This is a genomic window from Streptomyces sp. NPDC091282 (assembly GCF_044757385.1).
In the GTDB taxonomy this organism is placed as follows: Bacteria; Actinomycetota; Actinomycetes; order Streptomycetales; family Streptomycetaceae; genus Streptomyces; species Streptomyces gramineus.
The window spans coordinates 360,340-385,849 of sequence record NZ_JBIVUX010000009.1 but is presented as its reverse complement, the minus strand read 5'-3'; the positions used below and the strand labels follow the sequence as shown (position 1 = coordinate 385,849).

At 73.5% G+C, this 25,510-nt stretch carries 22 protein-coding genes and 1 pseudogene; 9 read left to right on the top strand and 14 right to left on the bottom strand.

Annotation, left to right across the window (positions count from 1 at the left end; translation table 11 throughout):
- Positions 1–91 precede the first annotated feature (91 nt).
- From ACIQOE_RS35185 to ACIQOE_RS35150, 8 genes are all read right to left on the bottom strand, one after another.
- Positions 92–796: a DinB family protein gene (locus ACIQOE_RS35185; protein WP_401415847.1), complete on the bottom strand. Its 705-nt coding sequence runs from the start codon at positions 794–796 to the stop codon at positions 92–94.
- Between the two features lie 107 nt (positions 797–903).
- Positions 904–2,004 (bottom strand): 1,2-phenylacetyl-CoA epoxidase subunit PaaE, encoded by a 1,101-nt coding sequence (gene paaE / locus ACIQOE_RS35180; protein WP_365558806.1) that lies wholly within the window; start codon positions 2,002–2,004, stop codon positions 904–906.
- A gap of 11 nt (positions 2,005–2,015) precedes the next feature.
- The gene (paaD, locus tag ACIQOE_RS35175; RefSeq protein ID WP_363019218.1) at positions 2,016–2,531 is read right to left on the bottom strand and encodes a 1,2-phenylacetyl-CoA epoxidase subunit PaaD; all 516 of its coding nucleotides are present in this window, start codon (positions 2,529–2,531) and stop codon (positions 2,016–2,018) included.
- A complete protein-coding gene (gene paaC / locus ACIQOE_RS35170; RefSeq protein WP_351323648.1) occupies positions 2,525–3,355 on the bottom strand; it encodes a 1,2-phenylacetyl-CoA epoxidase subunit PaaC in 831 nt (276 codons plus the stop codon). The genes paaD and paaC overlap by 7 nt, the downstream gene beginning before the upstream one ends.
- A gap of 9 nt (positions 3,356–3,364) precedes the next feature.
- On the bottom strand, positions 3,365–3,655 hold the full coding sequence (gene paaB / locus ACIQOE_RS35165; RefSeq protein WP_351323649.1) for a 1,2-phenylacetyl-CoA epoxidase subunit PaaB: 291 nt from the start codon (positions 3,653–3,655) through the stop codon (positions 3,365–3,367).
- On the bottom strand, positions 3,652–4,623 hold the full coding sequence (paaA, locus tag ACIQOE_RS35160) for a 1,2-phenylacetyl-CoA epoxidase subunit PaaA (RefSeq protein ID WP_351323650.1): 972 nt from the start codon (positions 4,621–4,623) through the stop codon (positions 3,652–3,654). Before paaA ends, paaB begins: the two co-directional genes overlap by 4 nt.
- Positions 4,624–4,756: 133 nt before the next feature.
- Positions 4,757–5,647 (bottom strand): 3-hydroxyacyl-CoA dehydrogenase family protein, encoded by an 891-nt coding sequence (locus ACIQOE_RS35155; protein WP_401415843.1) that lies wholly within the window; start codon positions 5,645–5,647, stop codon positions 4,757–4,759.
- Entirely contained in the window at positions 5,644–6,864 is a 1,221-nt protein-coding gene (locus tag ACIQOE_RS35150; RefSeq protein ID WP_401415841.1) for a thiolase family protein, read from the bottom strand. The genes ACIQOE_RS35155 and ACIQOE_RS35150 overlap by 4 nt, the downstream gene beginning before the upstream one ends.
- Positions 6,865–7,036: 172 nt before the next feature.
- Here ACIQOE_RS35150 and paaI point away from each other — a divergent pair, with 172 nt between their 5' ends.
- The 6 genes from paaI (at position 7,037) to gap (ending at position 12,261) form a co-directional block, all read left to right on the top strand.
- Positions 7,037–7,465, top strand: a complete 429-nt coding sequence (gene paaI / locus ACIQOE_RS35145; RefSeq protein WP_351323653.1) for a hydroxyphenylacetyl-CoA thioesterase PaaI — start codon at positions 7,037–7,039, stop codon at positions 7,463–7,465.
- Positions 7,465–8,811, top strand: a complete 1,347-nt coding sequence (paaK, locus tag ACIQOE_RS35140; RefSeq protein WP_401415839.1) for a phenylacetate--CoA ligase PaaK — start codon at positions 7,465–7,467, stop codon at positions 8,809–8,811. Before paaI ends, paaK begins: the two co-directional genes overlap by 1 nt.
- Before the next feature lie 42 nt (positions 8,812–8,853).
- Positions 8,854–9,336, top strand: coding sequence for a GNAT family N-acetyltransferase (locus ACIQOE_RS35135; RefSeq protein ID WP_365558395.1), 483 nt, complete (start codon positions 8,854–8,856; stop codon positions 9,334–9,336).
- Positions 9,337–9,407: 71 nt separating this feature from the next.
- Positions 9,408–10,073 (top strand): DUF5701 family protein, encoded by a 666-nt coding sequence (locus ACIQOE_RS35130; RefSeq protein ID WP_401415836.1) that lies wholly within the window; start codon positions 9,408–9,410, stop codon positions 10,071–10,073.
- A 118-nt stretch (positions 10,074–10,191) separates the two neighbouring features.
- Positions 10,192–11,148: a helix-turn-helix domain-containing protein gene (locus ACIQOE_RS35125; protein WP_351323657.1), complete on the top strand. Its 957-nt coding sequence runs from the start codon at positions 10,192–10,194 to the stop codon at positions 11,146–11,148.
- Positions 11,149–11,262: 114 nt separating this feature from the next.
- The gene (gene gap, locus ACIQOE_RS35120; RefSeq protein WP_351323658.1) at positions 11,263–12,261 is read left to right on the top strand and encodes a type I glyceraldehyde-3-phosphate dehydrogenase; all 999 of its coding nucleotides are present in this window, start codon (positions 11,263–11,265) and stop codon (positions 12,259–12,261) included.
- An 83-nt stretch (positions 12,262–12,344) separates the two neighbouring features.
- Here gap and ACIQOE_RS35115 read toward each other — a convergent pair whose 3' ends face one another.
- A complete protein-coding gene (locus tag ACIQOE_RS35115; RefSeq protein ID WP_401415831.1) occupies positions 12,345–13,850 on the bottom strand; it encodes a hypothetical protein in 1,506 nt (501 codons plus the stop codon).
- A 363-nt stretch (positions 13,851–14,213) separates the two neighbouring features.
- Between ACIQOE_RS35115 and ACIQOE_RS35110 the strand changes: the two genes are divergently transcribed.
- Entirely contained in the window at positions 14,214–14,483 is a 270-nt protein-coding gene (locus ACIQOE_RS35110; RefSeq protein WP_401415829.1) for a multicopper oxidase domain-containing protein, read from the top strand.
- Here ACIQOE_RS35110 and ACIQOE_RS35105 read toward each other — a convergent pair whose 3' ends face one another.
- Positions 14,484–16,979 carry a SpoIIE family protein phosphatase gene (locus tag ACIQOE_RS35105; protein WP_401415826.1) on the bottom strand — a complete coding sequence of 832 codons (2,496 nt, stop codon included), beginning with the start codon at positions 16,977–16,979 and terminating at the stop codon, positions 14,484–14,486. It abuts the gene before it with no gap.
- Positions 16,980–17,182: 203 nt separating this feature from the next.
- On the opposite strand from ACIQOE_RS35105, the gene ACIQOE_RS35100 reads away from it, so the two are divergent.
- Entirely contained in the window at positions 17,183–19,267 is a 2,085-nt protein-coding gene (locus ACIQOE_RS35100) for a SpoIIE family protein phosphatase (protein ID WP_351323661.1), read from the top strand.
- A 21-nt stretch (positions 19,268–19,288) separates the two neighbouring features.
- On the opposite strand, the gene ACIQOE_RS35095 is transcribed toward ACIQOE_RS35100, so the two are convergent.
- From ACIQOE_RS35095 to ACIQOE_RS35085, 3 genes and pseudogenes are all read right to left on the bottom strand, one after another.
- Positions 19,289–20,950: a hypothetical protein gene (locus ACIQOE_RS35095; protein ID WP_401415824.1), complete on the bottom strand. Its 1,662-nt coding sequence runs from the start codon at positions 20,948–20,950 to the stop codon at positions 19,289–19,291.
- Positions 20,951–21,059: 109 nt separating this feature from the next.
- Positions 21,060–21,743: pseudogene (locus ACIQOE_RS35090) on the bottom strand (polysaccharide deacetylase family protein); the annotation flags it as partial.
- Entirely contained in the window at positions 21,743–22,411 is a 669-nt protein-coding gene (locus ACIQOE_RS35085; protein WP_351323663.1) for a glycoside hydrolase family 11 protein, read from the bottom strand. The gene ACIQOE_RS35085 and the pseudogene ACIQOE_RS35090, both read right to left, overlap by 1 nt.
- Positions 22,412–22,760: 349 nt before the next feature.
- Here ACIQOE_RS35085 and ACIQOE_RS35080 point away from each other — a divergent pair, with 349 nt between their 5' ends.
- The gene (locus ACIQOE_RS35080; RefSeq protein WP_401415822.1) at positions 22,761–23,945 is read left to right on the top strand and encodes a PP2C family protein-serine/threonine phosphatase; all 1,185 of its coding nucleotides are present in this window, start codon (positions 22,761–22,763) and stop codon (positions 23,943–23,945) included.
- A 33-nt stretch (positions 23,946–23,978) separates the two neighbouring features.
- On the opposite strand, the gene ACIQOE_RS35075 is transcribed toward ACIQOE_RS35080, so the two are convergent.
- Complete coding sequence (locus tag ACIQOE_RS35075; RefSeq protein ID WP_365576256.1) at positions 23,979–25,508, bottom strand: aldehyde dehydrogenase family protein; 1,530 nt, start codon at positions 25,506–25,508, stop codon at positions 23,979–23,981.
- Positions 25,509–25,510 lie beyond the last annotated feature (2 nt).

The window sequence follows — 25,510 nt, the reverse complement described above, 5'->3', positions numbered from 1 at the left end:
GTCCTCGTACTGGATGTACTTGGGCTTTCGCCCGGTGCGGCGAGAGTGCGTGCATGGCGTCGCGCGGCAGACGGGACTTTCGCAACACGCCCTAGGCTCCGTCGCCGAACCGGGCCCGCCACAGGTCACGCAGGAGGGCGATCTCGGCCATGTGGTGGACGAGTTCGACGTTGGTCTCCCAGACCACGTCGACGAACGGGTCGTCGGGGTCGGAGCCGGACGGGTACTGCGAGAGGCCGACGGTGTCGAGCTGTGCGTCGGTGACGGCGGCGAGGCCGGTGCGCCAGCGGTCCGCCGTCGCCCAGAACCGCTCCAGCGCCGTGGCGGCGTGCGGGGTGAAGTCGACGAGCAGCCGCGGCGGGCACCGCCGGTCGCCGAAGGTCCACTCCCAACGGCCGGCCAGGCAGGAGTGCAGGTGCCCGAGCCGCCAGGCGATGGTGGTGACCGGCGCCCGGTCCGGCTCCGGGGGTCCGGTGCGCGCGAGGATCTCCTCGACCCTGCCGGTACCGACGCCCCAGTCCTCGGCGATCTTGGCGACGGACATGCCCGCGGCGGCCTGGCGCGCGACCTCCGCGTACTCGCCGGCCGGGATGTCCGGCGCGCCCTTGTCGAGGACCCAGTCGCCGGGGCCGTACGCCCCGGGTGTCGTCGCCTCCGCCCGGCGCCGCACGGACCAGCAGCCGGGCACCGGCTCCCACAGGTACTCGTCGTCGCCGAGCCCGGTCAGCCGCACCTGGGCCAGTTCCCCGGCCCGGTCGAACTGGTCGAGCAGCAGTGCCGAACGGCCGGTCCCCATGCGTCGCTCCCTCCGCGGTCCCCTGCCTGCCACGCTCCGGCGGAGACTAACGGGCCGCCGGCGGCGGGCGCGACGGATTTCCGTGCCGGTGGCCGCGGGCCGCGGGCTCAGCTGTCGTAGTCGACGGTCAGCTTGTCGGAGACCGGATAGGTCTGGCAGGTGAGCACGTAACCGGCCTCCACCTCGGCCGGTTCCAGGGCGTAGTTGCGGCGCATGTCGGCCTCGCCGTCGGTGATCCGGGCCCGGCAGGTGCCGCAGACGCCGCCCTTGCACGCGAAGGGAAGGTCCGGGCGGATGCGGGCCGCGGCGTCCAGGAGCGCGGTGCCGCGCGGCAGGCGGGCGGTGGTGGAGCGGCCGTCGAGGGTGACGGTGACCTCGCTGGCCGGTCCGGTCGCGGGCGCCTCCTCGTGGCGGACGGGTTCGACCGGCTCGTCGGCGAAGAACAGCTCCTGGTGGATCCGCGCGCCGGGAACGCCGAGCCCGGCCAGGACCTGGCGGGCGTCGAGCACCATGCCGTGCGGGCCGCACAGCCACCAGTGATCGGCGGCGGGGACGTCGATCAGGCCCGCGACGAGGGCGGCGAGCCGGTCGCCGTCGAGGCGGCCGGAGAGGAGTTCGGCCTCGCGGGGCTCGCGGGAGAGCACGTGGGCGAGGTGGAAGCGGGTGCGGTACTCGTCCTTGAGGTCGGCCAGTTCGTCGGCGAACATCACGGTGTCGGTGCGCCGGTTGCCGTAGAAGAGGGTCACCCGGGAGCGCTCGTCGGCGGCCAGGACGGACTCGGCGATGGACATCATGGGGGTGATGCCGGAGCCCGCGGCGATCAGCACGTGGTGGCCGGGCACGGTGAGGTCGGGCGTGAAGGCTCCGGTGGGTGCCATCACCTGGACGGTGTCGCCGGGCCGTACCTCGTGGACCAGCCACGCGGAGAAGAGGCCGCCGGGCACCTCCCGGACGCCGATGCGGGGCGCGGCGCCGGCCGGCGAGCAGATCGAGTAGGAGCGCCGCTCGTCGCGTCCGTCGATCTCACGGCGCAGGGTCAGGGACTGGCCCGGACCGAACGCGAACTCCTCGGCGAGGTCGGCGGGGATGTCGAAGGTGACGGCCACGGCGTCCTCGCACAGGCGCTGGACGGCGGCGACGCGCAGGGGACGGAAGGCTGGGCGGCGCCGGCGGGCTGTCGTCGCGGGGGCGCCGGCGGTCGGTGCCATCAGCTCTGCCATCAGATCTCCTTGACGTACTCGAACGGCTCGCGGCAGGCCAGGCACCGCCACAGCGCCTTGCAGGAGGTGGCCGCGAAGCGGGAGGTCTCCTCGGTGTCGGCCGATCCGCAGCGCGGGCAGGTGACCGTGCGCCGGGTCGGGGACAGGTCGAGCGGGACGGGTCCCGCGGGGTGCCGTGGTGCGGCCGCGGGCGGCGCGATGCCGTGTTCGGCGAGCTTGCGGCGCCCCTCGGGGGTGATCCAGTCGCTGGTCCACGGCGGGTCGAGGACGGTGCGGATCTCGACCCGGTCGAAGCCTCCGGCGCGCAGCCTTGCGGCGACGTCGGCGCGCATCTCGGCCATGGCGGGGCAGCCGGAGTAGGTGGGCGTCAGGGCGGCGACCACCGTGCCGTCGGCCTCGGCCGTCACGGTCCGCAGCACCCCGAGGTCGGCCAGGGTGAGCATGGGCAGTTCCGGGTCGGGGACCTGTTCGGCGAGGTGCCGGGCCCGGTGCACGTCGGGCAGGACGGTCACCATGTCGCCTCCGGGTGGGCGCGGGCCACGCTCTGCAGCTCGGCCAGGAGCGGGGCGAGGTGTTCGGTGTGTCCGCCGTGCCGGCCGTGGCCGGGCAGCGGTGCGGCGGACGGCAGCGGGAGTCCGGCGGCGTCGAGGACCTGGCGGAGGTCGCCGAGGACCGCGTCGCGCACGTCCTCGGCGGCGAACAGCTCTTCCCAGTAGGGCGCCTGCGACTCCAGGGCGGCCAGCATCCGGGCGTGCGACTCCTCGGTGCCGTCACCGAGGCGTACGACCCATTCGGCGGCGTACTGCCGGTGGTAGGTCAGCTCCTTGACGCCCTTGGCGGCGATCGCCGCGAGCACCGGGTCGGGTGCGGCGGCCAGCGCGGTGAAGTGCGCGAGGCGCCAGCAGGCGAGGACCAGCAGCCGCAGGACGGAGAAGGCGAAGTCGCCGTTGGGGAGTTCGGCCAGGCGTACGTTGCGGAAGTCGCCGGGGTCGCGGAAGTAGGCGTAGGCGTCCTCCGTGCGGCCGGTGCCGTCCGTCTGGCCGCAGCGCGCGTACAGCAGCCGTGCCTGGCCCAGCAGGTCGAGCCCGATGTTGGCGAGCGCCACCTCCTCCTCCAGCTCGGGCGCCCGGGTGACCCATTCGGCGAGCCGCTGGGCCTGCACCAGGGCGTCGTCGCCGAGCGCCAGGCACTCGGCGGCGAGCCGGGCCGCGTCGACGCCCTCGGGGACGGCGGTGTCGACGCCGTGCAGCGGGTCCTCGAAGCCGGTGCCGAAGGCCCAGCGGGCGTCGCCGTCGTCGTGGCCCTCGGCCAGCGAAAGGTAGACGTGGTCGTCGCTCATCACCGGCTCCTAGATGTGCGGGACATCGTCGGGGATGTCGTAGAAGGTCGGGTGGCGGTAGACCTTGTCGGCGCTCGGGGCGAAGAAGGGGTCCTTCTCGTCGCGGGTGGAGGCGGCGATGTGGTCCGAGCGGACGGCCCAGATGCTGACGCCCTCGTTGCGCCGGGTGTACAGGTCGCGGGCGTGGGTGAGGGCCATCTCGTCGTCCGCCGCGTGCAGCGATCCGACGTGGACGTGGTTGAGGCCGCGCTTGCCGCGGACGAACACCTCGTACAGGGGCCAGTGCTCCGAGTCGCTCATGCGACGGTCTCCTTACGTGCCCGGGCGGTCTGCTTGGCGGCGTGCGCGGCGGCGGCCGCGCGCACCCAGGAGCCCTCCTCGTGGGCGTCGCGCCTGCGCCGCATCCGCTCCGCGTTGCAGGGGCCGTTGCCGCTGATGACGTCCTTGAGTTCGGCGTAGTCGGGGGTGCCGAAGTCGTGGCGGCCGCGCTCCTCGTTCCAGCGCAGGCCGGGGTCGGGCAGGGTGACGCCGAGCCGGGCCGCCTGGGGCACGGTCATGTCGACGAAACGCTGGCGCAGTTCGTCGTTGCTGTGCCGCTTGATCTTCCAGGCCATCGACTGCGCCGAGTTGGGCGAGTCGTCGTCGGGCGGGCCGAACATCATCAGGGACGGCCACCACCAGCGGTCCACGGCGTCCTGCACCATCTCCCGCTGGGCGTCGGTGCCGCGCATCATCGTCATCAGCAGTTCGTAGCCCTGTCGCTGGTGGAAGGACTCCTCCTTGCAGATCCGCACCATCGCGCGGGCGTAGGGCCCGTACGAGCTGCGGCACAGCGGGACCTGGTTGCAGATGGCGGCGCCGTCGACGAACCAGCCGATGACTCCGACGTCCGCGAAGCTGGGCGTGGGGTAGTTGAAGATCGACGAGTACTTCTGGCGGCCTTCGAGGAGGCGCTGGGTGAGGTCCGCCCGGTCGACTCCGAGGGTCTCGGCGGCCGAGTAGAGGTAGAGGCCGTGGCCCGCCTCGTCCTGGACCTTGGCGAAGAGGATCGCCTTGCGGCGCAGCGAGGGCGCCTTCGTGATCCACTCGCCTTCCGGCTGCATGCCGATGATCTCCGAGTGCGCGTGCTGGGCGATCTGCCGCACCAGCGTCCTGCGGTAGCCCTCCGGCATCCAGTCACGCGGTTCGATGCGCTGGTCGCGCGAGATCGTCGTCTCGAAGAGGGACTCCAGGTCGTGCTCGGCGTCCCTTCCGGCCGCTTCGGTCATCTCCACCCACTCCCTACCGACCATTCGTTCGGTTCATCATAAGGTATGTGCTCCCCGATCTGGCAAGGGCCGCACCGGATCGGTGCCCGGCGGACGAGGGCCGTCGACACCGGGCCGCCGCGCCGTCCGGCGGTCACCAGGTGTAGAAGCCGCGGCCCGTCTTCTGTCCCAGTTCGCCGCGGGCCACCTTCTCGCGCAGCAGCCGGGGCGGTGCGAAACGCTCGCCGAGCGTGGCGTGCAGGTGCTCGGCGATGGCGAGGCGGACGTCCAGCCCGACCAGGTCGGTCAGCCGCAGCGGGCCCATCGGGTGCTTGTAGCCGAGCCGCATCGCGTCGTCGATGGCCTCGGGGGCGGCGACGCCCTCCTCGACCATGCGGATCGCCTCCAGGCCCAGGGCCAGGCCGAGGCGGCTGCTGGCGAAGCCGGGCGAGTCCTTCACCACGACGTCCTGCTTGCCCAGCGCCCTGGTCCACTCCAGCGCGGACCGGACGGTGTGCTCGGCGGTACCGGGCGCGACGACGATCTCGACGAGCGCGGAGGCGGGCACCGGGTTGAAGAAGTGCATCCCGAGGAACCGGTCCGGGCGACTGAGGACGGCCGCGAGGTCGGTGACCGACAGCGAGCTGGTGTTGGTGGCCAGCACGGCGGTGTCGCCCACGGCGTCCTCCGCGGCCCGCAGCAGCCGGGCCTTGAGCGCCGCGTCCTCGGGGACGGCCTCCACGACCAGCTCGGTCCCGGGTGGCAGGGCGTCCACCGCGGGCACGACGCTCACGCGGGCGGCCACCAGTTCCGCCGGCTCGTCCAGGTGGCCGCGCTCCCCGGCCCGCCGCAGGCTGCCGGCGATCCGCTCCAGCGCCGCGGCGGCGGCCTGCGCGCCGCTCTCCACGACGGTCACCGAGGAGCCTGCGGTGGCGAAGGACTGGGCGATCCCGGCGCCCATCCGGCCGCCGCCGACGACCGCCACGGCCGCGGGTGCGGACGTCGTGCGCGGCTCCGGTCGTGAGGGATCCGAGGGGCCGGTCACACCCGCTCCACCAGCATCGCGACCCCCTGGCCCACACCCACGCAGAGCGTGGCGAGGCCGCGCCGGCCGCCCTCGCGTTCGAGGCGGCCGAGGAGGGTGAGCAGGATGCGGGCGCCGGAGCAGCCGAGCGGATGCCCGAGGGCGATGGCGCCGCCGTCCGCGTTGACCTTGTCCTCGTCGAGCTTGAGGCGGCGGGTGACCGCCAGGGCCTGCACGGCGAAGGCCTCGTTGAGCTCCACGGCGTCCAGGTCGCCGGTCTGCCAGCCGGCCAGGGCCAGCGCCTTCTCGGTGGCCGGGACCGGGCCCAGGCCCATGAGGTGGGGCTGCACCCCGGCGGAGGCCGAGGCGACGATCCGGGCCCTGGGGGTGAGGCCGTGCCGCTCCACCGCCTCGGCGCCCGCGACCACGAGGGCCGCCGCGCCGTCGGACAGCGGGGAGGAGGAGCCCGCGGTGACGACTCCGCCGTCGCGGAAGACGGTGCGCAGGGAGCCGAGCTTCTCCAGGGTGGTGCCCGGGCGCGGGCCCTCGTCCCGGGTCACCTCGCCGTCGCGGACGGGCACGGGGACGATCTCGCGGTCGAAGCGGCCGGCATCCTGGGCGGCCACGGCCCGGCGGTGGCTGCGCAGCGCGAAGGCGTCCGACTCCGCGCGCGTGATGCCGTCCAGGGCCGCCACCTCCTCCGCGGTCTCACCCATGGACAGGGTCACCTTGACCGCCTCCGGCCCGGCGCCCGCGGGGACGGCACGGTCGGCGGCGGTGAAGCGCGGGTTGGTGAACCGCCAGCCCAGCGCGGTGTCGTACACCTGACCCGGCTTGGCCCACGGGGTGCCGGGCTTCTCCGTCACCCAGGGCGCCCGGGTCATGGACTCCACTCCCCCGGCGACCATCAGGCCGGCCTCCCCGGCGCGGATCGCCTGGGCCGCCGAGGCCACGGCCGTCAGGCCCGAGGCGCACAGGCGGTTGACGGTGTAGCCGGGCACGGTGTGCGGCAGACCGGCGAGCAGCACCGCCATCCGGGCCACGTCCCTGTTGTCCTCGCCCGCCTGGTTGGCGGCCCCGAGGACGACCTCGTCGACGGCCTCGCCGGGTACTCCCGCGCGCCGGACGGCCTCTTTGACGACGAGGGCCGCGAGGTCGTCGGGGCGTACGGTGGCCAGGGCGCCGCCGTAGCGGCCCTGCGGGGTGCGGGCCCCGTCGATCAGGTAGACGTCCGGCATCGGGCGGCCTCCTCGGCTCTGGTGGGGACGGGGCGTCGCGACGGCGCCGGCCGGGGCCCGGAGGGGGCCGGTCCGGCATGCGGAGCACCTCTTGACATGCGGAGGGCTTGCTGGATTACTTGACCACACCGCACGCTAACCGAATGTTCGGTCGGTCCACAAGGTGGTGGAAATGACGACCCGGGTACCGGATACGACGCCTGGCCCCGTCGAGACGATGTTCGCCGCGGACGAGGCGTCGCGAGGACTCGGCATCGAGCTTCTCGAACACGGCGAGGGAACGGCCGTCCTGCGGATGACCGTGACGGCCTCCCAGGTCAACGGGCACCGGATCGCCCACGGCGGCTATCTCTTCCTCCTCGCCGACACCGCGTTCGCCTGTGCCTGCAACAGTCACGGCCCCGTGACGGTCGCCGCCGGCGCCGACGTCGAGTTCGTCGCGCCCGCCTACGAGGGCGACGTCCTGGTGGCCACGGCACGGGAGCGCATCCGGTTCGGCCGCAGCGGTGTGTACGACGTGAGCGTGGTGCGCGGGGACGATGTGATCGCGGAGTTCCGCGGCCGCAGCCGTACCCTCCGCGCACGGACCGAGGAGCCGTGATGAGCAGCGAAGTGATCGCGTCCGAGCCGAGGGCCGTCCGCCGGGGGGAGCCGCTGCCCGAGGCGCTCCTGGACGACGCCGAGCGGATGTCCCGCGCGGAGCTGACGGCGCTTCAGCTCACCCGGCTGCGCGCGACGCTGCGGCACGCGTACGACAACGTGGAGCTGTACCGCAGGAAGTTCGACGCGGCGGGCGTCGGGCCCGAGGACTGCCGCACCCTCGCGGACCTCGCCCGCTTCCCGTTCACCACCAAGGCGGACCTGCGGGACACCTACCCCTTCGGGATGTTCGCCGTCCCGATGTCCGAGGTGCGGCGGGTGCACGCCTCCAGCGGGACCACCGGCCGCCCGACCGTGGTCGGCTACACCGAGAACGACCTGTCCATGTGGGCGGACGTCGTCGCCCGCTCCATCCGGGCCGCCGGCGGCCGGCCCGGACACAAGGTGCACATCTCCTACGGCTACGGCCTGTTCACCGGCGGACTGGGGGCCCACTACGGCGCGGAGCGCGCCGGCTGCACGGTGATCCCGGCCTCCGGCGGCATGACCGCCCGCCAGGTCCAGATCATCCAGGACTTCCGTCCCGAGATCATCATGGTCACGCCGTCCTACATGCTCACCCTGCTCGACGAGTTCGAGCGCCAGGGCATCGACCCGCGCTCCACCTCCCTGGAGGTCGGCATCTTCGGCGCCGAGCCGTGGACGGAGGAGATGCGCCGGGAGATCGAGGAGCGTCTGGACATCCACGCGGTCGACATCTACGGGCTGTCCGAGGTCATCGGCCCTGGGGTCGCGCAGGAGTGCGTGGACACCAAGGACGGCCTGCACGTCTGGGAGGACCACTTCCTCCCCGAGATCGTGGACCCGCTGACCGACGAGGTGCTGCCCGAGGGAGACGCCGGCGAACTGGTCCTCACCTCGCTCACCAAGGAGGCTCTGCCGATCATCCGGTACCGCACCCGCGACCTGACCCGGCTGCTGCCCGGCACCGCGCGTCCCGGAATGCGCCGGATCGAGAAGATCACCGGCCGCTGCGACGACATGATCATCCTGCGCGGGGTCAACGTCTTCCCCAGCCAGGTGGAGGAGATCGTGCTGCGCACGCCCGGCGTGGCCCCGCACTTCCAGATCCAGCTGAGCCGGCGCGGCCGCATGGACCACATGACCGTGCGCGTGGAGGCCAGGCCCGACGCGAGTCCCGCCGACCGCGAGGCCGCCGCGCGGACGATCGCCCAGGGCGTCAAGGACGGCGTCGGGGTCACGGTGGAGGTGGCCGTCGTCGATCCGGAGACCCTGGAGCGCTCGCTCGGCAAACTCCGCCGGGTCAAGGACCTGCGCGAGGCGTAATGCGCTGGCGGACGGGCGGCCCCGGTGCCTACCGTCCTCCCCATGCCCGAGCTGCAGCCGCTCCGCTCCGACCACGCCCCGGCGCTCCTCGCCTTCGAGCTGGACAACCGCGCCTACTTCGCGGCGTCCGTCCCCGACCGCGGTGACGACTACTTCGCCCGGTTCGAGGAGCGGCACCGCGCGCTGCTCGCCGAACAGCGGGCCGGGAGCTGCCGCTTCCACGTGGTGGTCGGCGCGTCGGGCGAACTGCTGGGGCGGATCAACCTGGTGGACCTGGCGGACGGCGGCGCCGACCTCGGCTACCGGATCGCCGAGCGGGCCGCGGGCCGCGGGCTGGCGACCTGGGCCGCGCGGGAGGTCTGCGGCCTGGCCGCCGACGCGTACGGCCTGACCTTCCTGCGGGCCGCGGCCCGTCTCGACAACGAGGCGTCCCGCACGGTGCTGGCCCGGGCCGGCTTCACCGTCACCGGCGAGACCCGGCTGTCGGGGCATCCCGGTCTGACCTTTGTGCGGCAACTGGGCTGACGGGCGGGAACATTCGGGTTCGTCCCGTCGTTGGGCCGACACCGAATCCCGTCCCCGGCCCTGGGAGCATCGTGCCCGAATCCGTGTCCGCCGCCTCCGCCGTCCTGCCCGCGCTCCCGCCCCTCGGCACCCAGGCCGAACGGCTCATCGCGTCGGGGGTGCACGAGATCGCGGGCCTCTCCCCCGCCGAGGTGCGTGCCGTGGCCGCGGCCCCGGCCGGGGAGGGCGCCCTGCTCGCCGTGGACCCGCAGCGCGCTCCCGCCTCCGCGCTGGCGCCGCTGCTGCGGCACGCCGGGCGGCCGGGGTTCGTGGTCACCGACATGACCGACGTCGACCTCTTCGCCCCGCTCGGCACGACCGTGCCGCCCGCCGCCCCGCTCTACGTCCTCACCGGTCTCGACCGCGGCGACCGGCTGGCGAACCGGAGCCCGGACGAGGCGCTGCCCGCGCTCACCGCGGAGGGCCGCACGCCGCTGCTGCTCACCGAGGGCATCCACTGGCTGCTGCAGCGCCCCGAGGTGCTGGAGCGCAACCACTGCTTCATGACGATCGGTTCACGGCTGCGCAAGGCGGACGGCGCCCTGGACTCCCGCACCCCGGCGATCTGGCTGAGCAACGGCACCGGACGGGACGGCCGCGAGCGCCGCGACGCGCCCAAGGTGGGCTGGTGCTGGGCCGGCAACCGTCACACCTGGCTGGGCTTCGCCTCGGCGACGGACCGGCGGGCGGCCGGATGAGCCGGTAGGCACGCCTCGCCCGGGGCGGGTGGAGTACGCACGTCAGCGCCCGTCGCCGCCGTACCGGCCACGGGCGCGGCGGCGCGGGTGACGGCCGGCTGCTCGTACCCTGGCCGACGTGTCTCGCACCCCTCTGCACCGTGTCGCCGTCCTCGTCCTGGAAGGGGCCAAACCCCTCGACGTCGGGATCCCCGCGCAGGTGTTCACGACCCGGGCCAGCATGCCGTACGAGGTGCGGGTGTGCGGGGCGGCGCCCGGTCTGGTGGCCGGCGGCGACGGGCTGTCGTACCACGTCGCGCACGGCCTCGACGCGCTGGAGTGGGCGGAGATCGTGTTCGTCCCCGGCTACCGCTTCCCGGACCGCAACGACCCGCCGCCCGCGGTCGTCGAGGCGCTGCTCGCGGCACACCGGCGCGGTGCGCGGGTGGCCGCCATCTCGACGGGGGCCTTCGCGCTCGCCGCGACCGGGCTGCTCGACGGCCGGCGCGCCACGACCCACTGGCACTACACCCGGTCCCTCGCGGAGCGGCATCCGCTGGTCCGGGTCGACGAGAACGTGCTCTTCGTCGACGAGGGCAGCGTGCTGACGTCGGCCGGCGCCGCCTCCGGCATCGACCTGTGCCTGCACATCCTCCGCGGCGACCTGGGAGTGGCCGCCTCCAACCACGCGGCCAGGCGGCTGGTCGCGGCGCCCTACCGCAGCGGCGGCCAGGCGCAGTACGTGCCGCGCAGCGTGCCCGAACCGCTCGGCGAACGGTTCGCCGCCACCCGCGAGTGGGCGCTGCACCGGCTGGCCGAGCCGCTCACCCTCGACGCGCTCGCCCGCAACGCCGGGGTCTCGGCGCGGACGTTCTCGCGGCGCTTCGTCGCGGACACCGGGTACACCCCGATGCAGTGGGTGATGCGGGCCCGGATCGACCTGGCCCGGGAACTCCTGGAGCGCTCGGAGCGGAGCGTCGAGCAGATCGCCGGCGACGTCGGCCTCGGCACCGGGGCCAATCTGCGGCTGCACTTCCAGCGCATCCTCGGGACGACACCGAGCGACTACCGGCGCACCTTCACCAGGGGCGAGTAGCGCGCGGCCGCCCCGACACGGCCTGGCGGGATCCTTTTGAACCATGGCGATGTGGCCGCTGTCGCCCGCGGAGGCGGCCCGCGAACCTGGTGGCATGACGAAGGGACGCCACTCATGACTCGCATCGCCATCAACGGATTCGGCCGCATCGGACGCAACGTGCTGCGTGCCCTGCTGGAGCGGAACACCGACCTGGAGGTCGTCGCCGTCAACGACCTGACGGAACCCGCCGCTCTCGCCCGGCTGCTCGCCTTCGACTCGACGGCGGGGCGGCTCGGGCGTCCGGTGAGCGTGGACGGTGACGTGCTCGTCGTGGACGGCCGTCGTATCAAGGTGCTCGCCGAACGGGAACCGGCGCAGCTGCCCTGGGCCGCGCTCGGCGTGGACATCGTGCTGGAGTCGACCGGCCGCTTCACCTCCGCCAAGGCCGCCCGCGCCCACCTCGACGCCGGTGCCCGCAAGGTCCTCGTCAGCGCGCCCTCGGACGGTGCCGACGTCACGCTCGCGTACGGCGTGAACACCGGCGCGTACGACGCGGAGCTGCACACGATCGTCTCCAACGCGTCGTGCACGACCAACGCGCTCGCGCCGCTCGCCGCCGTCCTGGACGAACTCGCCGGGATCGAGCACGGGTTCATGACCACGGTGCACGCCTACACGCAGGAGCAGAACCTCCAGGACGGCCCGCACCGCGACCCGCGTCGCGCCCGTGCCGCCGGGGTCAACATCGTGCCGACCACGACCGGCGCGGCCAAGGCGATCGGCCTGGTGCTGCCGAACCTCGACGGCCGGCTGTCCGGCGACTCGATCCGGGTGCCGGTGCCGGTGGGTTCGATCGTCGAGCTGAACACCACGGTCGCCCGTGACGTCACGCGTGACGACGTGCTGGAGGCCTACCGTGCGGCCGCGGCGGGACCGCTCGCGGGTGTCCTGGAGTACTCGGACGACGCGCTGGTCTCCTCCGACATCACCGGCAACCCGGCGTCGGCGATCTTCGACTCGGCGCTCACCCGGGTCGACGGCCGTCACGTCAAGGTGGTCGCCTGGTACGACAACGAGTGGGGCTTCTCCAACCGTGTGATCGACACCCTCGAACTGCTGGCGCGGGGCTGACGATTCAAGAGAGCGGCCGGCCGTCCGACGACGGCCGGCCGCTCCGTCGTGCGGGTCGACCGGCGACGGCTGCCCGCCCGTCCTCAGTAGGTCGACCCCAGTCCCCGTGTCGTGTACGCGCACTCCGTGTAGAGGTAGCCGTCGCGCAGCTTGGCGGTGTCGGAGCCCGGCGTGGCCGTGCTGTCGGTCTTCGGCTCGTGCACGAAGTAGGTGGTACCGGGCGGCAGGCTGATCGTGTGCTGCGGGTAGTTCCTGCCGCTGTCGCCGCAGGGCTCCCAGCCGGGGCGCAGCGAGTCGGTGAACGAGTACGCCGTGCAGCTTGCGCACGGGCCGAGGGTGAAGCTTCCGGTGACCGGGCCGGTGTAGAGGACGGTGATCTCGTCGGGGCTGTCGTTCTTGACGGTCACCGGGATGGAGCCGCCGGACGCCGTGGTGGGCAGCTTCTTCCCGGCGGCCGGGAGGGTCTGGGCCACCTGGGCGCCGATCGCGATCTTGCGGGCCCGGTCGCGGTTCTTGTCGTGCGGGTTGTCGGTGACGAACTGCGTCATGGTCTGCTGCGCCTTGGCGAAGTCGCCGTCCCGGTACTGGTCGACGCCGCACGCGTAGCCGCCGGAGTCGGCGCTGCGGTCGGCCCGGCCGGCGACGGCGGCCAGGCCGTCGGTCCCGCCGGGCAGTTGGCCGATCTGGGTGCTCAGCGTGCGCAGCCGCTCGACGGCCGCGCAGGGGTCCTTCCCGGCGACGGCCTTCGCCGTCCGCTTCTCGGCCGCGTCGACGGCGGGGACGACCTTGGCGGCCTGCGCGGAGTCGGGGAAGGTGTCCAGCAGGTAGCCGAACCGGGGGACCCAGTCGCCGCCGGTGCCGGTCAGGCCGTCCGCTCCGCATGCGTACAGCGAGGTGGCGAGGCGGTCGTCGGGCCAGTGGGTGAGCGTGCCGAGCTGGTCCCTGGGCATCGAGTCGGGCACCGTCCGCAGGTACTTCAGCGGTTCGACGGCCGCGCAGTAGTCCTGGTCCGCGTAGGCGGCGGCGACGGTCGTGTAGTACGTCCGCATGCGGCCGGGGACCCGGGCTGCGGCACGAGAGCCCGCGTGGTGGACCGCGAGGTCGCGGTAGACGCCCAGGGCGTCCCGGTAGGCGGGCCCGGCGGTGGCGAAGTCCTTCTCCCCGGCCGCGTCGACCTGCCGGTCGGCGGCGGCGAGCCGGTCGAGCAGCGCGCGTTCGACGGCCTCCTTCCGCGCGCTGTCGTACCAGAGCGCGCCGCCCGCCGGGACGGCGAGGAGGACGATGCCCAGCGCGAGCGCGACGGCCCGCTGCCCCGGCCACACCAGCCGGGTGCGCAGGCCGGCGAAGGCGCCGTGGACGGCGGCGAGCAGCAGGAGGACCGCGTAGCCGGCCAGTGCCGAGCCGGGCACGCCGTCGGCGTCCGCGGGCAGCGCGACGAACAGCAGGGCGGCGGTCGCCGCCAGGCAGACGGCGAGCGGGAGCCACCGCCGGACGAGCAGATAGCCGAGGCCCAGACCGGTCAGGTTGAGCAGGGCCACGGCGGCGGCGCGCAGCGCGTCCGGCGGCGCGGGCGGCGGACCCGACGGCATCGGCGGAACGTACGGGCCCGGCACCGGGAAGCCCTGTCCGGGCGGCGGCCCGCCGAAAGGCCCGTGCGGAGGTTCCTGCTGCGGTGGTCCCGGATACGGACCGTACGCGTCCCCGGACATGGCGGCTCCCCCAATTGCTGCCGAATCCTACGGAATTGACAGCGTACGGCCAATCGCGCGACGCCGACAGGGTCCAGAGCACCCGTCAGGCGGCCGGACGGCCGTCCGGCCGCCATCCGCGTGAAAGCCCGGCCGCCTCGGGTGGTTGCCGTCGCGCCGTGCGCGTGGCACGCCGGGCGGCCGGGTGCGGCCCGCCTACATTCCGGCTGACGGACCGCCGGCCGGACCGTCGAGGAGTGGACCGTGCGCAACGACACCGACGAGACCCACTCGTTCCACATCCACACCAACGACTTCCAGCTGATGAGCGTCGACGGGAAGCCGCACGACCCCGACCACGCCTGGTACGACACCATCGACGTGCCGGTGCGCGGCACGGCGGTGCTCCGCGTGCACTACGCGGACTTCACCGGCAGGACCGTGCTGCACTGCCACATCCTCAACCACGAGGACATGGGCATGATGGCGGTCCTGGACATCGTCGCGCCCCGCGCGGACGCGCCCGGCAAGTGATCACCGCGCCGGGCCGCGCCCCCGGGACCGGTCGGGCGGGATCTCCTGCTCGGCCCAGATGATCTTGCCGTCGCCGGTGTAACGGGCGCCCCAGCGGTGGGCGAGCTGGGCCACCAGGAAGAGGCCCCGGCCGCCCTCGTCCATGCTGCGGGCGTGCCGCAGCCGCGGGGCGGTGCTGCTGGCGTCGGCGACCTCGCAGGTCAGCCAGGCGTCCCGGAGCAGCTTCAGCCGGATCGGCGGCTCGGCGTAGCGGATGGCGTTGGTGACCAGTTCGCTGACGATGAGTTCGGTGGTCATCGCCAGCTCGTCGAGCCCCCACGCCACCACCTGGCGGGAGGCCAGGGCCCGGAGGTCGGCGACGGCGGCCGGGTCCACGGGCACGTCCCACCAGGCGACGTGGTCGGCGCCCAGCGCGTGGGTGCGGGTCAGAAGCAGGGCGATGTCGTCGGGCTGGGGCACCGGCACCAGTTGTTCCACGGTGGCCGTGCAGAGCGTGGCGAGGTCGGCGGCCGGATCGGCGAGCGCGCCGCGCAGCCGGGCCATGCCGCGTTCGACGTCCTGGTCCGCGCCTTCGATGAGGCCGTCGGTGTAGAGGCCGAGGAGGCTGTTCTCGGCGAGTTCGATCTCGGTGGCCTCGAACGCCATGCCGCCGAGCCCGAGCGGCGGTCCCGCGGGCAGCTCGGCGAACCAGGCCCGCCCGTCGGGTGCCACGACGACCGGCGGCGGGTGCCCGGCCCGGGCCATGGAGCAGCGCCGGGTGACCGGATCGTAGATCGCGTACAGGCAGGTCGCCCCGACGAACGTGGCCGTGCTGCCCTGCGAGCCGGTGCCCCCGCTCTCCTCCTCCCCGAGCCGCAGCACCAGGTCGTCCAGGTGGGCGAGGAGTTCGTCGGGAGGCAGCTCCATGTCGGCGAGGGTCTGCACGGCGGTGCGCAGCCGGCCCATGCTCGCGGCGGCGGCGAGGCCGTGGCCGACGACGTCGCCGACGACCAGGCCGACCCGGGCGCCGGACAGCGGGATCACGTCGAACCAGTCGCCGCCGACGCCGTCCGTCGCGTCCGCCGGCAGGTACGAGGACGCCACCTCCAGGGCCGTACCGCCGGTCAGGGCCTGCGGCAGCAGGCTGCGCTGCAAGGTCACGGCCGCCGTGTGCTCCCGCGTGTAGCGGCGGGCGTTGTCGACGCACACGGCGGCGCGCGCGACCAGTTCCTCGGCGAGCAGGACGTCGTCGGGCTGGAAGGAGACCGGGTTCACCGAGCGGGCGAAGGTGGTGAGGCCCAGGGCGGTCTTGCGGGCCCGCATCGGCACCGAGATGAGCGAGTGCAGTCCGAACTGCCGCATCCGCGCGGTCCGCTCGGGCTGCTCGGCGAGCCACAGCGGGTCCTCAGGATCCAGTTCGGGGATGAGGACCGGGTCGCCGGTGATGAGCAGGTCCATGCCGTGCGCCGGGGGCAGGAAGTCCACCGGGTCGCCGATCTCCGCCACCGCCTCGGGGCTGCCGTCGCGGACGGTCCGCAGGGCGGCCCGGCGCATCACCGGGCCCTCGGGCACGGGGCCCGCGTCGCTCAGCCACGCGCCGTGGCCCTCGGTGCTCAGGACCGGCTCCAGCAGGTCGACGATGACGAAGTCGGCGAAGCGCGGGACGGCGAAGTCGGCGAGTTCCTGGGCGGTGCGCAGGACGTCCAGGGTGGTCCCGATCCTGGTCGCGGCCTCGTTGACCATCGACAGCCGCTGGCGGGCGTTCCACCGTTCGGTGACGTCGGAGACCATGTAGCAGACGCCGGTCACCGAGTCGTCGGCGTCCACGAGCGGGAAGAACGACGTCGAGTAGGCGTGCTGGCGGTGCGGATCGGCCCAGCTCCAGCCGAGGTACTCGTAGTCGGTGATGGGCTCCCGGGTGGTGAGCACCTTGCGCATCAGGCCTTCGATGGTGGTCGCCTGCAGGCCGGGCAGCAGTTCGCTCAGCCGGCGGCCCAGGCGCTGTTCCCGGGGCACCCCGCCGAACCGCTCCAGGGTGTCGTTGAGCCACACGTACCGCAGCTCCGGGCCCATGACGGCCATGCCGATCGGCGAGCGGGTCAGGAAGCCGTCGAGGACGGACTGCTCCATCGTCCACTGCGGCCGGCGCTCACGGGCCGACAGCAGGAAGCACTCCCGTTCGTCGATGTGGAAGGCGGCGGAGACCCGCAGGTCCACTTCGAGGGTGTGGCCGTCGCGGTGGCGTACCGGGATGAGTCCGCTCCATCCCATGCCGGAGCGGCAGCGCTCGGCGACGCCCGCGATCCGCGCCGGGTCCGCGCGCGACGCCAGCAGCCGGACCGCGGAACGGCCGACGACCTCGGCGGCCGGACGTCCGAGCAGGGCCTCGGCACCGCGCGTCCAGCCCAGCACGACGCCCTCGGCCGACAGCACCGCCGCGGCGTCGCTGGAGGCGTCGAGGAGGTCGCGCGGGCCCCGGGCGGGCGGCGCGTCGAATTCTTCTCGCGGAAAATCCATTGGCTACATCCTCTACGTACCCCAATGTTCCTGCTTGTCCACCCGATGCGCACGGGTCTCCGGAGCGCCTCCGGCGGGGCCGCGCGGGGGCCCGCCGCGCATCGGGGTACCCGGCCCGGGTCGGCACGGGCGGGCTGTCCGGGGCAGCATGGAAGTGCCGCGACGGCGATGTCGGCCCGCAGGCCGATGGAGGTGGTGGAGCCATGGCTGTGGGATTCCTGCGCTCCGGTGGCCCGGACGGTTCCGGTGGTGACGAGTACGGGCCCGGCGGAGCGCGTCCGACCGGCCTGCTGGACGTGCTGAGCGTGGCCGCGGTGGCCCTGGACTCGCAGGGCCGGATCGTGTTCTGGACCCCGCAGGCCGAGGAGCTCTTCGGGTACACGGCCGAGGACGCCCTGGGGCAGAACGCGGCACGCCTGCTCGCCAGCCCGGAGCACCTGAAGGCCGCGGTGAACATGTTCATGGAGGTGCTGGAGACCGGCCACAGCTGGGCCGGCGCCTTCCCGGTGCGGCGCAAGGACGGCGGCACCCGGTTGATGGAGTTCCGCACCATGCGGCTGCTGGACGATCTCGGCGACGTGTACGCGCTGGGCATCGTGGCCGACCACTCCATGCTCCAGCGGGTGGAGACGGACCTGGCGCTGTGCGAACGGCTGATCAACCAGTCCCCGATCGGTTTGGCCCTCCTCGACCCGGAGCTGCGCTATCTGCTGGTGAACCCGGCGCTGGAGCGGATCGACGGCGTCCCCGCCAGGGAGCACATCGGACGCCCGCTGCGGGAGACCCTGGCGCTGCCCGACATCGACAGCGTCGAATCGGCGCTGCGGCAGGTCCTCACCACCGGGACCCCGCTCCTGGACCAGTACCACGTGGGCCGTCCGCCGACCGATCCCGACCACGAGCACGCCTGGTCGTTGTCGTTCTACCGGCTGGAGGATCCCGGCGGCCGCGTCCTGGGCGCGGCGACCTCGGTGGTCGACGTCACCGAGCGGCACCGGGCGGCGGCCGAGGCCGACCGGGCCCGGCGGCGGCTCGCGCTGATCGCGGACGCCTCGGCCCGGGTGGGCACCTCGCTGGAGGTGGAGCGCACGGCGCACGAGCTGGCGGAGATCGCCACCCCGGTCCTCGCGGACGTGGTCGCCGTCGACGTGCTGGACTCGGCGCTGGCCCTGCGGCGCTCCCGCCGTCCGGAGAACGGCCCGGAGCTGTTCCGGGCGCTGGCGCTGAAGGCGGACCATCCCACGGTCGCGCTGCGGGCCGCCGACCCGCCGGGCGATCTCGCGGCGTACGAGGGCGACCGGCTGGTCACGCTGTGCGTGCACACCGGGCGGCCGGTCCTGGTGCCGCACGTCGGCGCGCGCGACCTGCCGCGCATCGCGCGCAACGCCCAGGCCGGCGAGCTGCTGGCGCAGGCCGGTGTGCACTCGTACCTCGCGGTGCCGCTGATCGCCCACGGCGAGGTGCTCGGCGCCCTCGACCTCAAGCGCACCCGCAATCCGGTGCCCTTCGACGAGGACGACGTCGTGCTGGCCACCGAGCTGGCCGGGCGGGCGGCCGTGGCCATCGACAACGCCCGCTGGTTCCAGAGCGTCCGCAACACCGCCCTGACCCTGCAGCGCAGCCTGCTCCCGGACCATCCGCCGCACCACACCGGTCTCGAACTGGCCTCCCGCTACCAGCCCGCCCAGGCGACCAGCGAGGTCGGCGGCGACTGGTACGACGTGATCCCGCTGTCGCAGGACCGCACCGCGCTGGTCGTCGGCGACGTCATGGGCAACGGCATCGACGCGGCGGCCACCATGGGCCGGCTGCGGACCGCCACCTGCGCCTACGCGGACCTGGAGCTGCCGCCCGCCGCGGTGCTCCAGCACCTGGACAAGATCACCTGCGATCTGGAGCACTACATCGTCACCTGCCTGTACGCGGTGTACGACCCGCGGCAGCGGACCTGCGAGATCGCCAACGCGGGTCACATGCCGCCCGCGTTCGTGCACTCGGGCCGGGCGCCGGACCTGCTGAAGCTGCCGCCGGCCGCGCCGCTCGGCGTGGGCGGCGTCCCCTTCGAGACCAGCACCGTCGACCTCTCGGCGGGCGACCTGCTGGTCCTGTACACCGACGGCCTCGTGGAGACCCGCCGCCACTCGATCGACGACCGCCTCGGTGTCCTGCTGGGCTTCCTGGACGAGCCGCAGCGGCCGCTGGAGGAGACCTGCGACCTGCTGCTGCACGGACTGCGCCATCCGGACGACCACGACGACGTGGCGCTGCTCGTCGCGCGGACGCTCTGAGGCTCCCCGGACGCTCCCGGTCTACGGCGTCCGGCAGCAGTCGGTGCGGCAGAAGCAGGACGCGCCGATCGGCACGTCCGCGTGGGCGGCGGCGATCTTCAGCTGCTGGGCCACGATCCGTGCCTCGCCGTCCTTGCCGAGCCGCCGCAGGCACTCGTGGAATCCGTGCAGGGCCCACACGTTGCCCGGGTGCTGGAGCGGCCGGGGCAGGGTGTCGTCGAGGCCCAGGTCGGCGCGGTAGACCGCCTCGGCCTCCTCGACCCGGCCGCGTTCGAGGAGCAGGGCGCCGAGGGCGTGCCGGGTGGGCTGCATCCAGCCCCAGGGCTCGTCGTAGGGCAGGTTGTCGTCCAGGTCCGCCGACCGGCGCAGGGCGGCGAACGCGGTGTCGAAGTCACCTTTGCGGTAGGCGAGTTCGCCGTCGAGCATGGCGGCGGCGACGGCCAGGATGTCGGCGCAGGTGTTGTTGAACAGCATGCGGGTTTCGGGGACGGCGGCGGCCGCCTCGCGGAAGCGGTCGCGGTCCGCCTCGGCCTCGGCGGTCCGGCCGGTGGCGGAGTGCGCGACGCCGCGCGCGTAGTGCAGCATCGCGGTGGACACGCAGTACAGCCGGGGGTCGGCGGGCAGCGGCAGGCGCAGGATGTCGTCCCAGCGGCCGAACCGGATCAGGACGTGCACCCGCATCGCCAGGAAGCCCTCCAGCCAGTCGGCCATCGGCGGGCTCGTCACCCGCAGCAGTTCCTCCGGCACGGCGGCTTCGAGCCGTCCGGCCGTGTCCAGGGCGTCCTGGAGGCGGCCGAGGAACATCGCGCCGTAGATCCGGAAGTGCAGGTTGTGGCAGCGGTAGAGGGTGTAGAAGTTCATCGCCCCGGCGCGCGCGTGGTACTTCTCGTCGGCGGCGACGGCCGTGGCGTTGTCGGAGAGCACCCGCCGGTAGTCGCCGCACAGCACCTCCAGGTGCGAGGGCATGTGCTGGAGGTGCCCGGCGTCCGGGACGAGGCCGCGCAGCAGGCCGGCGACGGGCAGGGCGGTCTCGGGCGCGGGTGACATCTCCATCAGGTGGATGTAGAGGTGCAGCAGCCCGGGGTGGCGGGTGCCCGCGTCGGTGCCGAGGGCCCGTTCGAGCACGGCCTTGGCCTCCGGCGTCCGGGCGCCCTCGGCCGGCCGGCCGCTGCGGACGTCCCAGAGCTGCCAGGGGGTGAGGTTCATCAGGGCGTCGGCGTACAGGGCCGCGACGTCGTGGTCGTCGGGGGCCAGCGCGTACACCTCGCGCATGCTGTCGGCGTAGGCCGCGTTCCACACCGGGCAGGCCGCCGCGTCCGGGGCCGACGCCTGCGGGTAGCGGGCCCGCAGCGCCTCGACGAGGGCGCGTTCGACCGGGGTGGCCTGGCCGGCCTTGGCATGGGCGCGCTCCACGGCGGCGTGCGTGCGCCGCACCGTGTGCGCCAGGTCCTCCTGGTCGAAGGAGTCCCAGGGCTTGTTGTAGTTGGGGCCGAGCGCGTAGGCCACGCCCCAGTCGGCCATCGCGCAGTCCGGGTCCGCCGCACCGGCGGCCTCGAAGCAGCGGACGGCTTCCTCGTGGTGGAAGGCGTAGGTCCAGATCAGTCCCCGGTCGAACCACGTCTGCGCCTCGGGGGACGACGTCGTCACAGGCCGGCTGTGACTGCCCAGGTCGTAGTAGTCCACGCCGACGAACCTAGCGGCGGCGGGCGCACGGCAGCGCCCCGTTCATCCGAACTCGTGAGGATGGCGCGGCGGTTGACGGGCCGCCGCGCCGGTCGTGCCGTCGGCCTCAGGGAGCGGTCGCGCGGCCGGTCGCCGGGGAGATGCGTCCGGAGCACAGGCCCTTGGCCGCCAGGGTCTGCGCGATGCGCGGGATCGCGCCGAGCGTGTTGGCGGGCCATTCGTGCATGAGGACGACCTGGCCGCCGGTGAGTCGGGAGACGGCCTGCACGATCGCGTCGGTGCTCGCGCCGTTCCAGTCCTGCGAGTCGACGTCCCAGATGACCTCGGTCAGTGCGTACTTGGCCTCGACCGCGCGCACGGTCGCGCCGGTCTCGCCGTACGGGGGCCGGAAGAGCACCGGAGTGCCGCCGCCGGCCGCGGCGACGGCCGCCTGGGTGCGGGAGATCTCCGAGTCGACCTGCGCCTGGCTCTGCTGGGTCAGGTGCGGGTGGGTGTAGCTGTGGTTGCCGACCCACATGCCAGCGTTCACCTCGGCCCGGACCTGGGCCGGGTAGGCGGCCGCGTACTGGCCCTCGTTGAACAGGGTGGCGCGCAGCCCGTTCGCCCTGAGGGCGCCGAGCAGGGCCGGGGTGTGGGCGTCGGACGGGCCGTCGTCGAAGGTGAGCCCGACGTACCCGGCGCAGCCGGCGGAGTGTGCGGGGGCGGCGCCGGCGAGCGTGCCCGCGACGGCCAGCGCGAGGGCGGCCGCGGCCGCCGCGGAGGTACGTGACAGGCGCTCCGGCACGGTGCTCATCAGGCCACCGTGATGCTGGAGCTGCCGCTGCTCTGGTAGCCCTCGGTCGCGAGGATCTGGTAGTAGGCGAAGGCGCCGAGGGGCATGCCGGCCCTGGCCCAGGCGTCGAAGTGGTTGCCGGTGGTGACGGTGCCGCCGGTGCGCTTGGACTGGCGCACGCTCCAGTACTGGTTGAAGGTCTTGGTGCCCTCGACGGACGGGGCGTTGTAGCGGGTGGTCTGGTAGATGTCGTAGGTGCCGCCGTCGCTGGTGACGCTGCCCTTGTAGGTGCCGGTGGGCCGGTAGGTGCCCCAGTTGTCGACGATGTAGTACTCGACGAGCGGGTTGGACGTCCAGCCGTAGAGGGACAGGTAGCCGTTGCCGGACGGGCTGAAGCTGCCCGAGTAGGTCACGTTGCGGCGGGCGCCGGTGCTCCAGCCCTTGCCGCAGACGAAGTTGCCGGTGTTGCGCCAGCTGGTGGCGTAGCCGCCGCCGGAGCCGAGGGTCATGGAGACGGTGCCCTGCGCGTCGGTCCAGAACGAGTAGTAGTACCCGTTGCTGGTGCCGGTCTGGTTCGTGGTGACGACCGTGGCCGCGCGGGCGGTGCCGGGCAGGGCGAGTCCTGCGGCGGCGCCCAGCAGCAGGGCGCCTGCGCTCCGGCGGCTCAGTGCGTGGTCGAGCGGGTTCATCGCGGTGCCTCCTTGTGTGGCCGTTGCGGGTGCGACTCGATGCGAGTTTTGGCCTGCACATGTCAGCTGTCAACAGTTTCGGTAATTGTTTCGAAACCTTCGCCGATCGGGCGCGACCGTTTTCGCACATCACATGCTGTACCGATATTCCGAGGGTCATCCGAGTCGACAATCGGCCATTCGAAGATCAGATCATGGGCATCAGAATTCCCGAATGTTTCGGAGCTGTGGCCGAACACGGTCGTGGGAGCGCCGGAACATGCCGCCGACCGGAGCAATCACCGGCGCGCCGGGCGGCCTGCCGCCAGGCTGGGCGTCTTGTCGAGATTCGCATGCCAGGAGTCCCAGGGTGAGGCACGACGGTCGCCACTCAGCACTGCCCGCGCCCCCCGCGTGGATGCGCTGGCTCCCGCTCCTGTACGTCATCGGCGTGCTGCTGCTCGAACCGATCACCCCCGTGCAGTGGCCGGTCAGCTTCGTACTGATCGCCCTCCCCCTGGTGACCGCCTTCGCGCACCCGCCCGCCGTCGTCGCCGGCGCCACCGTCTTCGGTATCGGCCTCGAACTTTTACTGGCCGGAACCCCGTGCTGCGCCGGACGCGCCGTCGGCTACGTCTGGGAACGGCACTACGTCGCCGCCTACGTGTGCACGGTCCTGGTCGGCGCCCTGGGCACGATCCTCGCCGCGCACCGGATCCGGCGGGAACGCACCCTGGCCGACGTCCGGTTCGTGGCCGAGATCGCCCAGCGCGTCCTGCTGCGACCCGTCCCGCACCGGATCGGGAACCTGCTGCTCGAAAGCTTCTACCTGTCGGCCGCCGCGGAGGCACGGATCGGCGGCGACCTCTACGAGGCGGTGCCGACCGCGTACGGGGTGCGGCTGGTCATCGGCGACGTGCGGGGCAAGGGCCTGCTGGCGGTGGAGACCGCGGCGGCCATGCTGGGCGCGTTCCGGGAGGCCGCGCACGACGAACCCGACCTCAACGCCCTGGTGGAGCGGGTGGACATCAGCATGAGCCGCCGGGCCCACCAGCTGGGCGGCAGCGAGACGGGCGAGCGGTTCGTCACCGCCGTCTTCGCCGAGGTCCGCGACGACGAAGGGGTGGTCCGGGTCGTCAACTGCGGCCACCCGCCGCCGCTGCTCATCCGCCCCGGCGAGGTGAGCGAACTGGACCGCGGGCGCTCGGGGCCGCCGCTGAACCTCGGCATGCTCGTCGGCGACCCCTACCACGTCGACACCTACCGCTTCGGTCCCGGCGACCAGCTGCTGCTCTACACGGACGGCGTCACCGAGACCCGCGACCCGCACGGCTCCTTCTACCCGCTGCTGCAACGGCTGCGTTCGTGGGGTCCGATGCCGCCGCCGGAGCTGCTGGACCGGCTCCACCAGGATCTGCAGACCTACAGCGGCGACCAGTTGCAGGACGACACGGCCGCGCTGACCGCTTTCCTGCTGCCCTCGGCGGCTGCCGGACCGGCGGACGCCGGGCCGGACGAGCAGGACGCCGAGGGGTACGCGGACCCGTCGCCGTGAGCCGGGACGCGCGGACGCGCCGCCGAGGCCCGGTCAGAGGAAGCTGACGCCCTGGGCCAGGGTGAGGGCGCCGGAGTAGTTGACCGTGTTGGTGGCCGCGCGCATGTACGCCTTCCACGCGTCGGAACCGGACTCGCGGCCGCCGCCGGTGTCCTTCTCGCCGCCGAAGGCACCGCCGATCTCCGCCCCGGAGGTGCCAATGTTGACGTTGGCGATGCCGCAGTCGGAGCCGGCCGCGGACAGGAAGATCTCGGCCTCCCGCTGGTCCCGGGTGAAGATGCTGGACGACAGGCCCTGCGGGACGTCGTTGTGCAGCGCGATCGCCTCGTCGAGGGTGTCGTAGGCCAGCACGTACAGGATCGGCGCGAAGGTCTCCTCGCGGACCACGTCGGTCTGTCCGTCGACGCGCACCAGGACGGGCTCCGTGTACGCGGCCGCCGGCGCCGCCTCCGCCAGCCGCCGGTTCCCGCCGGCCAGGACCTTGCCGCCCTGGGCCCGGACCCGGTCCAGGGCGTCGTGCATGGCGTCCAGGGCGGCGGTGGAGATGAGCGGGCCGACCAGGGTCGTCTCGTCGAAGGGGCTGCCGACGGGCAGCCGGCCGTAGACGGCGGTCAGCCGCTCGACGAGGGCGTCGGCGACGTCCCGGTGCACGATCAGGCGGCGCAGGGTGGTGCAGCGCTGGCCCGCGGTGCCGGCCGCGGCGAAGACGATGCTCGGCACCGCCAGGTCGAGGTCGGCGGAGGGCGCGACGATCGCCGCGTTGTTGCCGCCGAGCTCCAGCAGGCTGCGGCCGAACCGGGCGGCGACGCGCGGGCCGACCGCGCGGCCCATCCGGGTGGAGCCGGTGGCGCTCACGAGCGCCACCCGCGGGTCGTCGACGAGCAGTTCACCGACCGCGCGGCCGCCGAGCAGCAGCCGGTGCACGTCACCGGGCGCGCCGGTCTCCTCGGCGGCACGGGCGAGCAGGTGGTGGCAGGCCAGCGCGGTCAGCGGGGTGAGTTCCGAGGGCTTCCAGACCACGGTGTCGCCGCAGACCAGCGCGACGGCGGTGTTCCAGGACCAGACGGCGACGGGGAAGTTGAAGGCCGAGACGACGCCGACCACGCCGAGCGGGTGCCAGGTCTCGGCCAGCCGGTGGCCGGGGCGTTCGGAGGCGATCGTACGGCCGTACAGCTGCCGGGACAGGCCCACCGCGAAGTCGCAGATGTCGATCATCTCCTGGACCTCGCCGAGCGCCTCGGAGCGGATCTTGCCCGCCTCGACGGTGACGAGATCGGCCAGGTCGCCCTTGTGCTCCCGCAGCAGCTCCCCGAGCCTGCGCACGACGTCGCCGCGGCGCGGGGCGGGTGTGCTGCGCCAGGTCAGGAAGGCGGCGCGGGCGGCCGCGAGGGCCTCCTCGACGTCGTCGCCGGTCGCCGCTCCCAGTCCGAAGAGGTGCTCGCCGGTGACGGGCGTGCGGGCCGGGAGGTCCCCGCCCTCCGGGACCCGCACGCCGATGGTCCGCAGCCGGGTCCGGGCGAGGGCGCGCAGGTCGTCCGTGGTGGGCAGCGCGGTGCTGGTCATCG